Origin of the sequence: Pseudomonas sp. AL 58 (assembly GCF_036348395.1) — a bacterium.
GTDB lineage: Bacteria > Pseudomonadota > Gammaproteobacteria > Pseudomonadales > Pseudomonadaceae > Aquipseudomonas > Aquipseudomonas defluvii.
Genome location: NZ_JAZBQR010000037.1, coordinates 1 through 11,211 on the forward strand (window position 1 = coordinate 1; position 11,211 = coordinate 11,211).

General features: G+C 60.6%; 10 protein-coding genes. 3 read left to right on the top strand and 7 right to left on the bottom strand.

Translation table 11 applies throughout. The features are described from left to right. Positions 1-286: 286 nt before the first annotated feature. On the bottom strand, positions 287-1,780 hold the full coding sequence (pap, locus tag UIA24_RS22500) for a polyphosphate:AMP phosphotransferase (RefSeq protein WP_330523980.1): 1,494 nt from the start codon (positions 1,778-1,780) through the stop codon (positions 287-289). 140 nt (positions 1,781-1,920) lie between these two features. Here pap and mnmC point away from each other — a divergent pair, with 140 nt between their 5' ends. Both mnmC and UIA24_RS22510 read left to right on the top strand, forming a co-directional pair. Next, a complete protein-coding gene (gene mnmC, locus UIA24_RS22505; RefSeq protein WP_330523981.1) occupies positions 1,921-3,924 on the top strand; it encodes a bifunctional tRNA (5-methylaminomethyl-2-thiouridine)(34)-methyltransferase MnmD/FAD-dependent 5-carboxymethylaminomethyl-2-thiouridine(34) oxidoreductase MnmC in 2,004 nt (667 codons plus the stop codon). Positions 3,925-3,971: 47 nt separating this feature from the next. Continuing rightward, the gene (locus UIA24_RS22510) at positions 3,972-4,199 is read left to right on the top strand and encodes a YheU family protein (RefSeq protein WP_065760398.1); all 228 of its coding nucleotides are present in this window, start codon (positions 3,972-3,974) and stop codon (positions 4,197-4,199) included. A gap of 1 nt (position 4,200) precedes the next feature. On the opposite strand, the gene csrA is transcribed toward UIA24_RS22510, so the two are convergent. From csrA to UIA24_RS22540, 6 genes are all read right to left on the bottom strand, one after another. Next, positions 4,201-4,389: a carbon storage regulator CsrA gene (gene csrA / locus UIA24_RS22515; protein WP_065760399.1), complete on the bottom strand. Its 189-nt coding sequence runs from the start codon at positions 4,387-4,389 to the stop codon at positions 4,201-4,203. A gap of 135 nt (positions 4,390-4,524) precedes the next feature. Then, positions 4,525-4,857, bottom strand: a complete 333-nt coding sequence (locus tag UIA24_RS22520; protein ID WP_330523982.1) for a YnfA family protein — start codon at positions 4,855-4,857, stop codon at positions 4,525-4,527. Between the two features lie 55 nt (positions 4,858-4,912). Further along, positions 4,913-5,728 (bottom strand): SDR family oxidoreductase, encoded by an 816-nt coding sequence (locus UIA24_RS22525; protein WP_330523983.1) that lies wholly within the window; start codon positions 5,726-5,728, stop codon positions 4,913-4,915. Positions 5,729-5,952: 224 nt separating this feature from the next. After that, positions 5,953-7,611, bottom strand: a complete 1,659-nt coding sequence (locus UIA24_RS22530) for a cation acetate symporter (RefSeq protein ID WP_330523984.1) — start codon at positions 7,609-7,611, stop codon at positions 5,953-5,955. Further along, positions 7,608-7,919 carry a DUF485 domain-containing protein gene (locus UIA24_RS22535; RefSeq protein ID WP_065760403.1) on the bottom strand — a complete coding sequence of 104 codons (312 nt, stop codon included), beginning with the start codon at positions 7,917-7,919 and terminating at the stop codon, positions 7,608-7,610. The genes UIA24_RS22530 and UIA24_RS22535 overlap by 4 nt, the downstream gene beginning before the upstream one ends. Before the next feature lie 192 nt (positions 7,920-8,111). After that, a complete protein-coding gene (locus UIA24_RS22540) occupies positions 8,112-8,960 on the bottom strand; it encodes a glycine betaine ABC transporter substrate-binding protein (protein WP_102053877.1) in 849 nt (282 codons plus the stop codon). A gap of 333 nt (positions 8,961-9,293) precedes the next feature. Here UIA24_RS22540 and UIA24_RS22545 point away from each other — a divergent pair, with 333 nt between their 5' ends. Beyond that, positions 9,294-10,844, top strand: coding sequence for a glycoside hydrolase family 17 protein (locus UIA24_RS22545; protein ID WP_330523985.1), 1,551 nt, complete (start codon positions 9,294-9,296; stop codon positions 10,842-10,844). Positions 10,845-11,211 lie beyond the last annotated feature (367 nt).

An 11,211-nucleotide genomic window follows, 5' to 3' on the forward strand; every position in this document is an offset into this window, starting at 1 on the left:
CGCGGCGTCTGCATCGCGGGCAAGCCCGGCTCCTACAGGTTACGCGGGCTCTGTTGGAGCTGGCTTGCCTGCGATGGCGTCGGTGGGGTGTCCGTGAGTTCGCGGCGTTTGTATCGCGGGCAAGCCCGGCTCCTACAGCTTACGTGGGCTCTGTTGGAGCTGGCTTGCCTGCGATGGCGTCGGTGGGGTGCCAGTGGGTTCGCGCCGTTTGCATCGCGGGCAAGCCCGGCTCCTACAGGTTACGTGGGCTCTGTTGGAGCTGGCTTGCCTGCGATGGCATTGGTGGCTATTTCTTGTTGTTCTTGAACGCCGCTTCCAGCGCTTCGTTGATGGTGCGCAGCACTTTTACCCGAGCCCAGCGTTTGTCATTGGCTTCGACCAGGGTCCAGGGCGCAATTTCGGTGCTGGTACGGTCAACCATATCGCCCACCGCTTCGGCGTATTGCGGCCACTTGTCACGGTTGCGCCAGTCCTCTTCGGTGATCTTGAAGCGCTTGAAGGGGATCTGTTCGCGCGCCTGGAAGCGCTCCAGTTGGGTCTGCTGGTCAATCGCCATCCAGAACTTGACCAGCACCACGCCAGCGTTGTTCAACTGTTCTTCAAAATCATTGATCTCGCCATAGGCCCGCATCCAGTCTGCCTGCTGGCAAAACCCCTCGACTCGCTCCACCAGCACCCGGCCGTACCAGGAGCGATCGAACACGGTGAATTTGCCGCGCCCCGGGATGTGCCGCCAGAACCGCCAGAGGTAAGGCTGGGCACGTTCTTCTTCGGTCGGGGCGGCAATCGGCACGATTCGGTACTGACGCGGGTCCAGTGCTGCAGCCACGCGGCGGATCGCACCGCCCTTGCCCGCAGCGTCGTTCCCTTCGAACACGGCCAGCAAGGCATGGCGGCGCATGCGTTTATCACGCAGCAGCCCGGCCAGGCGTGCCTGCTCGGTAATCAGTTGCTCCTGGTATTCGTCCTTGCTCAGTTGCTTGCTCAAATCCAGGCTGCCCAACAAGCTGCGCTGATCAATGCTCTGGCTCAACGGCGCGATGTTACTCGGACGAACCACGCGCCCTTCGGTCTTCAGCGCGTTCTGCAAGCCTTCAAGCAGAATGCGCCCGACTGCCAGGCTTCGGTAATAGGGGTCGACACCCTCGATGACATGCCATGGCGCATAGTCTCGGCTGGTACGGCGCAACACCCGCTCACCAAAACGCACGAAGCGGTCATAGGTCTGTGACTGTTGCCAGTCCAGCGGGCTGATCCGCCAACTGTGCAGCGGATCGTCCTGCAGGGACTTGAGGCGGGCTTTCATCTGTTTTTTGGACAGGTGGAACCAGAACTTGAAGATCAGCGCACCTTCATCACAGAGCATCTGTTCCAGGCGCTCGGCACCACCAATGGCCTGATCGAGCACGGCGTCCTTGAACACACCATGAACCCGCCCCTGCAACATCTGGCTGTACCAGTTGCCGAAGAAAATCCCCATCCGCCCCTTGGCCGGCAACGCCCGCCAGTAGCGCCAGGCCGGTGGATGGGCGAGCTCTTCATCGCTTTGCTGATCGAAGGTACGGACCTCGATCAACCGAGGGTCCATCCATTCGTTAAGCAGCTTGACCGTCTCGCCCTTGCCTGCACCTTCGACGCCATTGATCAATACAATGACCGGAAACCGTGCCTGTTGCTTGAGTTCGAACTGGGCTTCAAGCAACGCTTCTCGCAACGCCGGGACTTCAGCGTCATAGGTGTCCTTGTCGATGGCGTGACCGATTTCAGCAGATTCGAACATGTACCAGGCTCCCTTGGTTGATAAGCAAGACTAGCGGATCAGAGCGGCCTTTGTCGGCAGAAAAATCAGTACCATGCGCCAAGTCAAACAGCGTTTAACCGATCGGCTAAAATGCCGGTCTTGCCGTTTCAGAGCCGAACATGACCGACGTAACCAACTATGCCCAGATCGACTGGGACGACCAGGGACGCCCGCATTCGCGGCAGTACGATGACGTCTATTTCTCCAAGGAACAGGGCCTTGAAGAAACCCGTCATGTGTTCATTGAGCAGAACAACCTGCGTCAGCGTTTCAGCGCCCTGCAGGACAACCAGTGCCTGGTGATCGGCGAAACCGGTTTTGGTACCGGAATGAACTTTCTTTGCGCCTGGCAGTTGTTCGCCGAATGCGCCGGCCCTGGTGCTCGCCTGCATTTCGTGACGGTCGAGAAATACCCCCTGAGCCGCGCCGATCTGGCCAAGGCCTTGGCCCTGTGGCCGGAGCTGGCAGATTTCGGCAATGCCCTGTTAGCCGAGTATGTGGCGGTGCATGAAGGCTTCCAGCAGTTTGTCTTCGAGCAGGGTCGGGTCACGCTGACCTTGATGGTGGGCGATGCGCTGGAGCAGTTGCCGCAACTCGATGCCCGGGTCGACGCCTGGTTCCTCGATGGTTTTGCCCCGGCGAAAAACCCGGAAATGTGGACCCCGGAGCTGTTCGCTCAGTTGGCCCGGCTCTCGGCCGAACAGGCCACACTCGGCACTTTTACCAGCACCGGCTGGGTTCGTCGCGGGTTGATGGCTGCCGGTTTCGCGCTGAAAAAGATCCCCGGCATCGGCAAGAAGTGGGAAATCGTGCGCGGCGTCTATGAAGGTTGCCCACCCGAGCAGGCCGCTCCGGCAACTGTCGCGCCCTGGTACGCCCGCCCGCCTGCCCTGCCGGGCCCACGCCAGGCGCTGGTGATTGGCGCCGGCCTGGCTGGCTGTGCGACGGCCGCAAGCCTGGCGGCACGGGGCTGGCAGGTCAGCCTGCTGGATCGCCATGCGCAACCGGCCAGCGAGGCCTCGGGCAACCCGCAAGGTGTGCTCTACCTGAAGCTCTCAGCCCACGGCACCGCCCTGTCGCGGTTGATCATCAGCGGCTTCGGTTATACCCGACGCTTGCTGGAACAATTGCAGCGTGGCCGTGATTGGGACGCCTGCGGTGTGTTGCAGTTAGCCTTCGACGACAAGGAAGATCAGCGCCAGGCCAAACTGGCCGAGGCCTTCGACCCGACATTACTGCAACGCCTGAACCGCACCGACGCCGAAACCATGGCGGGCATCGGTCTGGCCAGTGGCGGCCTGTTCTACCCTGAAGGTGGCTGGGTTCACCCGCCGGCGCTGTGCGCCTGGCAGGCCAAGCATCCGAACATCCGCCTGCTGATGCATCACCAGGTGCTGGAACTGCGCAAGGCCGATGGCCAGTGGCAGGCCTGGGAGGGCGAGCGCCTGTTGGCCAGTGCGCCGCTCGCGGTGTTGGCCTGCGCGGCGGAGATCCATCGGTTTGACGGCTGCAGTGAACTGCCGCTCAAGCGCATTCGCGGGCAAATCACCCGCCTGCCGGCCACTGGGCAGAGTTCAACCTTGAGCACCGTGGTCTGCGCCGAGGGTTACGTTGCCCCACCGCGCCTGGGTGAACACACCCTCGGCGCCAGTTTCGATTTCACCGCCACCGAGCTGACGCCCACCGCAGCTGAGCACCAAGGCAACCTGGCGTTGCTACAAGAGATCTCCGCCGACCTGGCGATGCGCCTGGGCGCCGATCATCTCGACCCCGAGGTGCTGGAAGGCAGGGCCGCGTTCCGCTGTACCAGCCCGGACTACCTGCCAATCGTTGGCCCGCTGGCTGATCAAAAAGCGTTCGCTCAGGCCTATGCGGTGCTGGCCAAAGACGCCCGGCAACAACCGAGCACGCCCTGCCCTTGGCTTGAGGGCTTGTACATTAACAGCGGCCATGGCTCTCGCGGGTTGATCACCGCACCGCTTTCAGGCGAGCTGGTTGCTGCCTGGGCTGACGGTGCGCCGCTGCCACTGCCCCGTGCAGTTGCCGAAGCCTGCCATCCGAACCGCTTCATGCTGCGTGAACTGGTTCGCGGCAAGCGCAGACAGGGCGAAGCCAGCCAGTAACGATTCGCGTAGGATGTGGGCACTCTTAACTACGTCCAAGTCCTTTTATGCTGATTCCTTACGACCAATTGGAAGCTGAGACCCTGACCCGCCTGATCGAGGATTTCGTCACCCGCGACGGTACCGACAACGGTGACGAAACCCCGCTCGAAACCCGCGTACTGCGGGTCCGCCAAGCGCTGCTCAAAGGTCAGGCCTTTATCCTCTTCGACCTGGAAAGCCAACAGTGCCAGTTACTGCCCAAGCACGAAGTCCCTCGGGAACTGCTGGACTGAATCAGTCCGTGCTCATCTTCTTGCCGGCCTGCTCGACAATACGCCGGTAGATTTCCGCCCTGTGCACCTCGATATGCCGTGGAGCGCTGATACCGAAACGTACGGTACCGCCTTCCACGGACAACACTTCGATCCTGATCTGACCATCAATGGCGATCACCTCACCTACCTCACGTCCGATAACCAGCATCGCTTTTTCCTCCAGCTTTTGGCGAATCTGGAGACTGCTGCATGGGCAAGGTGCCATCAATGCTGCGAGCGGGATTTAGACAGTTCCCACCGCGCTTTCAGATTTTCCCTACAAATAAACTTAAAAAAGAGGCTTTCAGGCGCTGTGAAAACGCGGTCCTAACACAATGAGGCTGGCGCCCAATACACACAGCAGCGCGCCCATCCAGTCAGTGCTCAACGGCCTGGCGCGCTCAATGACTGCCAGCCAGATCAATGAGGTGACAATGTAAATACCGCCATAGGCCGCGTATGCCCGACCGGCATAGGCTGCCTCGACCCGGGTCAGGATCAGCCCGAACAAGGTCAGGCTGAGCAACGCTGGCGCGATCCACCACGCGCTCTTGCCCAGTCGTAGCCAGAGATAGAAGGCATAACAACCGCCAATCTCGAAGACTGCAGCGAGGAAGAACCAGAAGTAATTGATCACACCAGGGCACCTTGGGTTGTTCAGCAAAGGCGCCCAGAATACCTGAGGCGAACGCTCAAGCCTGCGTCGAGCGAGCCTTGCCGCACATTTTCTCGGCCATTGTGGCCATCTCGTCATACAGCGCCTGAGGGTTTTGCTGCTTGAGTTGCCAGGCTTGGCGACCTTGTTCGTGAGGGAGGATCATGAATTCGCCTTGCGCGACGCGCTGGAAGATATAGTCGGCGATGTCACCCGCCGTAATCGGCGAGCTTTCCAGCAACTTGCCCACTTGCGCTTTCATTGCTGGCGTCGGGCCACGGAACGAGTCCAGCAGGTTGGTCTGGAAGTACGAGGGGCACACCACGTGCACCGCGACCTCCTGTTGGCGCAACTCCACCAGCAGGCTTTCCGACAGGGCCACCACGCCCGCCTTGGCCACGTTGTAGTTACTCATGGCAGGGGCCTGCATCAAGGCCGCCATGGACGCAATATTGATGATCCGCCCCTTGCTGCGGGTCAGCAGGGGCAAGAACGCCTTGCAGCCCTTGACCACGCCCATCAGGTTGATTGCCAGTTGCCAATCCCAGTCCTCCAGCGACAACTCGGCGAAAAAGCCGCCAGAGGCAACGCCGGCATTGTTGACGACGACATCAACGCCACCGAAATACTCTTCGCAGGCCTGCGCCAATGCTGTCAGCTGGCTGTAGTCGCGCACGTCGCAGCGCTGGGCAAAGCCTGTTCCACCGGCCTCACGCACCAGGGCCAGGGTGTCCCGCAAGCCGGCCTCATTGACATCGGCAAGTGCCAGTTGCCAGCCCTCACGCGCCCAACGCAACGCAATTTCCCGGCCCAGCCCCGATCCGGCGCCAGTGATCATCATGCGGTTTTGCATAGACGGATGCCTCGTTCAACCATGGATACGTTCGGCGAGTGTAGCGAAGGCATGGGCCGGCCCCATCCTTCATCAGGTTGCTGAATGGCGCAGGCTAAATGAACGGCGTGACCTGAAAGCACCGCAGGGCTGGAGGCTTGAAACCAGCACCTGCGACGCAAAAGCCCCAAAAAAAATGCCAGTCAATTGACTGGCATTTTTCTGTGGCTTAACCGCTCAGCGTCTTAGTGCGATACCGCACCGCTGGCGCCCAGGCCGGTTTGCGAACGAACGAACTGCGGGTAGAACAGTGCACGTTCTTCATCAGCTGCTTTGGACTTGTCGGTGACCGAGAAGAACCAGATACCGACGAAGGCAATCAGCATCGAGAACAGCGCTGGATACTCGTACGGGTAGATAGCTTTCTCGTGACCGAGGATCTGTACCCAAATGGTTGGGCCGAGAACCATCAGGCCTACTGCGCTGACCAGGCCCATCCAGCCGCCGATCATGGCGCCACGGGTGGTCAGTTTCTTCCAGTACATCGACAGCAGCAGTACCGGGAAGTTGCAGCTTGCAGCGATGGAGAACGCCAGGCCTACCATGAACGCGATGTTCTGCTTCTCGAACAGGATGCCCAGGAAGATTGCCAGTACCGCCAGAGCGATCGTGGTGATCTTCGAAACGCGGATCTCGTCCTTCTCGTTGGCGCGGCCTTTACGGAACACGCTGGCATACAGGTCGTGGGACACTGCCGAGGCACCGGCCAGGGTCAGGCCTGCAACCACAGCCAGGATGGTCGCGAACGCCACCGCCGAGATGAAGCCGAGGAAGATGCTGCCGCCCACCGCTTTGGCCAGGTGGATAGCTGCCATGTTGTTACCGCCCAACAGCGCGCCAGCCGCGTCCTTGAAGTCCGGGTTGGTGCTGACCAGCAGGATCGCGCCGAAGCCAATGATGAAGGTCAGGATGTAGAAGTAGCCGATGAAGCCCGTTGCATACAGCACGCTCTTACGCGCTTCCTTGGCGTCGCTCACAGTGAAGAAGCGCATCAGGATGTGCGGCAGGCCAGCGGTACCGAACATCAATGCCAGGCCCAGCGAGAACGCCGAGATCGGATCTTTCACGAGGCCACCCGGGCTCATGATCGCTTCACCTTTAGGGTGAACGCTGATCGACTCGGAGAACAGCATGTTGAAGTCGAAGTTGACGTGTTTCATGACCATCAGTGCCATGAAGCTCGCACCGGACAGCAGCAGTACCGCCTTGATGATCTGTACCCAGGTGGTCGCCAGCATGCCGCCGAACAACACGTACAGCGCCATCAGGATGCCCACCAGGATCACCGCAACGTGGTAGTCCAGGCCGAACAGCAGTTGGATCAGTTTACCTGCACCCACCATCTGAGCGATCAGGTAGAACGCTACCACTACCAGCGAGCCGGAGGCCGACAGGGTGCGGATTTCCTTCTGCTTCAGGCGATAGGAAGCGACGTCGGCAAAGGTGTATTTGCCCAGGTTACGCAACCGCTCGGCGATCAGGAACAGAATGATTGGCCAGCCGACCAGGAAGCCGATCGAGTAGATCAGGCCATCGTAGCCAGAGGTGTACACCAGTGCGGAAATACCCAGGAAGGACGCCGCAGACATGTAGTCACCGGCGATTGCCAGACCGTTCTGGAAGCCCGTGATACGACCACCCGCAGCATAGTAATCCGCTGCCGAGTTGTTGCGCTTGGATGCCCAGTAGGTAATGCATAGGGTGGCGCCAACGAAAACCACGAACATCGCAATGGCAGAAATGTTCAGGGGTTGTTTGTGGACCTCACCGGTCAGGGCTTCTCCCGCCCAGACGGCCGGCGCGAATACGCCGAAGGCCAGTGTTGCCAGTAAACGCCGGATCATTGCTGAGCCTCCTTGAGAATCGCGTTGTTCAGGTCGTCGAACTCACCGTTCGCGCGACGTACGTAGATCCCAGTGAGAATGAAGGCCGCCACAATAATGCCGACACCCACAGGAATGCCCCACGTAATCGAACTCTCAGGGCTGATCTTGGTGCCCAGAATCTGGGGACCATAAGCGATAAGCAGGATGAAGCCAGTGTAAAGCCCAAGCATGATCGCCGATAGAATCATGGCGAACCGCTCCCGTTTCGAAACCAGCTCCTTGAACCGCGGGCTGTTTTGTATCGAGAGGTAAATGCTGTCGTTCATTGTTTTTGTCCTCGCAGCACAGAGTAGAAAGAACTCACCGCTACTTTATGCTGCCTTGGGACTCACTCCAGACGACCTTAGTCTTAGATGTAAAACTCTTTTGCAGTTTCTGTAACAGCCAGAAATGCAAAGGGCTGCATGATCGCAACGATTCATGCAGCCCTGGAGCCCCGAAAAAAAGGCTTGAAGCCGTTACTTGGCGGTCCACTCCGCGACGCGCTCAGGGTGCTTGGCAACCCAATCCTTGGCGGCGGCCTCAGGCTTGGCGCCCTCCTGAATCGCAAGCATGACCTCGCCGATTTCGTCTTTCGACTGCCAGGAGAACTTTTTCAGGAACGTGGCGACTTCTGGCGCCTTGGTCGCCAGCTCTTTGCTGCCAATGCTGTTGACGGTTTCAGCAGCGCCGTACACCCCTTTTGGGTCTTCAAGGAAGCGCAGTTTCCACTTGGCGAACATCCAGTGCGGTACCCAGCCGGTGACCGCAATCGACTGCTGCTTGGCATAGGCACGCCCCAGCTCAGCCGTCATCGCCGCACCAGAACTGGCTTGCAGCTTGTAGCCGGTCAGGTCGTAGTCCTTGATCGCTTGATCGGTCTTGAGCATCACGCCGGAGCCGGCATCGATACCTACAATCTTTTTCTTGAAGCTGTCGTCAGTCTTCAAATCGGCCAGCGAAACAGCCTTGACGTACTCCGGCACGATCAGGCCGATCTTGGCGTCCTTGAAGTTAGGGCCGTAATCGACCACGTTGTCTTTGTTTTTGCTCCAGTACTCGCCGTGGGTGACCGGCAGCCAGGCGGAAAGCATGGCGTCCAGTTTGCCGGTGGCGACGCCTTGCCACATGATGCCGGTCGCAACGGGCATCAGCTTGACGTCATAGCCGAGTTTTTCCTTGATCACTTGTGCCGCGACAAACGTCGTCGCGACGCTGTCCGACCAGCCATCGACGTAGCCGATGCTCACTTCCTTGGCCATCGCCTGCGTGGCGCCCATTGCCAGTACCAGGGCGGAGGCCGCCCCCAGGAGTCGTCGCATTTTCATCAAAGCTTCCCCTCGTTACTTCACGGAAAGTGCAGCGCCCGACGATGGTCGAGCATCGTCACGTTGTTTTGGTGCATGGCGCCCCCGTCACGCCCACTTACCAGGACAGCCGAAGCATCAGCGGAGTACTGATGCAAGGCATCATCAACCGACACGTCTCGGGAACCTGCTCTGGCAGCGACCTCAAGACACCGAGAAACGACATCATCAGGCCAGCAGGCCGGGGCGTGGTTCGAACGGCTGCCGGTTATGCCCGAACTTTGCATGCCAAGGCTTTAGTGGGCGGCGTTTGCAGGTACTATTGGCGGCTTTGTTACCAGACGGCGTCGATTAATGTCCTCCACCGCCCGCTTCCCCGTGCTGCCTTACCTGTTCGCCTGCCTGCTCGGCCTGTTCGCCCTTGCCGGGCTTTGGTACGGGCTGGGGAAACCGGTGGTACTGCCCGATGCGGCCAGTGCTACGCACAAACTCCAATGCGCGTCCTATACGCCGTTCGATAAAGACCAGTCCCCGTTCGACCAGCCTTTCCAACTGCGCCCGGCGCGCATGGATGCCGACCTGGCATTGCTGGCCAAGCGTTTCGAGTGCATTCGCACCTACTCAATGACCGGCCTTGAGGCGATCCCAGAACTGGCACGCAAGCACGGCCTGAAGGTAATGCTGGGTGCCTGGATCAACAGCAACCCGGTAGACACCGAGAAGGAAATCCAGGCACTGATTGCCTCGGCCAATGCCAACAAGGACGTCGTTCGTGCGGTGATCGTCGGTAATGAGGCGCTGCTGCGCAAGGAAGTGACCGGCCCGCAACTGGCCGGCCTGATTGCCCGGGTGAAAAGCCAGGTCAGCGTGCCGGTGACCTATGCCGATGTCTGGGAGTTCTGGTTGAAACATCCTGAGATTGCCCCGGAGGTGGACTTTCTGACCATCCACCTGCTGCCCTACTGGGAGGACGATCCGAAGCGAATCGACGACGCCCTCGCCCATGTCGGCGAGATCCGCCAGGTGTTCGGCAACCGCTTCGCGCCCAAGGATATCCTGATTGGTGAAACGGGCTGGCCCAGCGAAGGTCGCCAGCGCGAAACCGCCCTGCCCAGCCGGGTCAACGAGGCACGCTTCATTCGTGGTTTCGTGGCCATGGCCGAACAGCAGGGCTGGCATTACAACCTGATCGAAGCCTTTGACCAGCCGTGGAAACGCGCCAGCGAAGGTGCCGTCGGCGGTTACTGGGGGCTGTATGACGCAGACCGCCAGGACAAGGGCGTGCTTGAAGGGCCGGTGTCGAACCTGCCGCTCTGGCCGCAGTGGCTGGGCTTCGGTGGCGTACTGTTCCTGATCACGCTGTGGCTTGCCGGCCCCGTGCGCGGCACCCGCTCGGCCTTGCTGCTGCCTTTGCTGGCAGCAACCGGTGCCGCCAGCATCGGGCTGTGGGGTGAGCTTGCGCGAATCAACAGCCGGTTTGCCGGTGAGTGGTTGTGGGCGGGCCTGTTGGTCGGCTTGAACCTGCTGGTGCTGGCCCATGCGGCCCTGGCACTGGCGACACGTGAAGGCTGGCGTGATCGCGCCTTCAACTGGCTGGAGGCCCGGGCGGGATGGTGGCTGGTGGCGGCAGGCTTTGCGGCAGCGGTAAGCATGCTGGCGTTGGTGTTTGACCCGCGTTACCGCAGTTTTCCAAGCGCGGCATTGGTGTTGCCGGCACTGGTCTATGCCCTGCGGCCGGTACGTGCGCCACGGGCGGAGGTCGGTGTGCTGACGTTTATCATCGGGGCCGGTATCGCGCCGCAACTGTTCCGTGAGGGCCTGGGCAACCAGCAAGCGTGGATCTGGGCGGCAGTCAGTGTGGTGATGGTGGTGGGATTGTGGCGGAGTTTGAGGGTGCGTCAGTAACGTACAGACGCTACCACAGCTGGCGCGGGCTCTGTTGGAGCTAGCTTGCCTGCGATGGCGTCGGTGGGGTGTCCGTGAGTTTGCGGTGGCTGCATCGCGGGCAAGCCCGGCGCCTACAGGTTGCGCGGGCGCTGTTGGAGCTGGCTTGCCTGCGATGGCGTCGGTGGGGTGTCAGCGAGTACGCGGTGGCTGCATCGTGGGCAAGCCCGGCTCCTACAGGCTGCGCGGGCGCTGTTGGAGCTGGCTTGCCTGCGATGGCGTCGGTGGGGTGTCAGCGAGTACGCGGTGGCTGCATCGCGGGCAAGACCCGCTCCTACAGGCTGCGCGGGTTCTGTTGGAGCTGGCTTGCCTGCGATGGCGTCGGTGG

What these genes read in the sequence shown, in the direction of transcription:
- UIA24_RS22535 (WP_065760403.1), bottom strand. Translation starts at nt 7,919, where the DNA reads ATGAACGACAGCATTTACCTCTCGATACAAAACAGCCCGCGGTTCAAG.
- pap (WP_330523980.1), bottom strand. Translation starts at nt 1,780, where the DNA reads ATGTTCGAATCTGCTGAAATCGGTCACGCCATCGACAAGGACACCTAT.
- mnmC (WP_330523981.1), top strand. Translation starts at nt 1,921, where the DNA reads ATGACCGACGTAACCAACTATGCCCAGATCGACTGGGACGACCAGGGA.
- UIA24_RS22540 (WP_102053877.1), bottom strand. Translation starts at nt 8,960, where the DNA reads ATGAAAATGCGACGACTCCTGGGGGCGGCCTCCGCCCTGGTACTGGCA.
- UIA24_RS22545 (WP_330523985.1), top strand. Translation starts at nt 9,294, where the DNA reads ATGTCCTCCACCGCCCGCTTCCCCGTGCTGCCTTACCTGTTCGCCTGC.
- UIA24_RS22530 (WP_330523984.1), bottom strand. Translation starts at nt 7,611, where the DNA reads ATGATCCGGCGTTTACTGGCAACACTGGCCTTCGGCGTATTCGCGCCG.
- csrA (WP_065760399.1), bottom strand. Translation starts at nt 4,389, where the DNA reads ATGCTGGTTATCGGACGTGAGGTAGGTGAGGTGATCGCCATTGATGGT.
- UIA24_RS22510 (WP_065760398.1), top strand. Translation starts at nt 3,972, where the DNA reads ATGCTGATTCCTTACGACCAATTGGAAGCTGAGACCCTGACCCGCCTG.
- UIA24_RS22525 (WP_330523983.1), bottom strand. Translation starts at nt 5,728, where the DNA reads ATGCAAAACCGCATGATGATCACTGGCGCCGGATCGGGGCTGGGCCGG.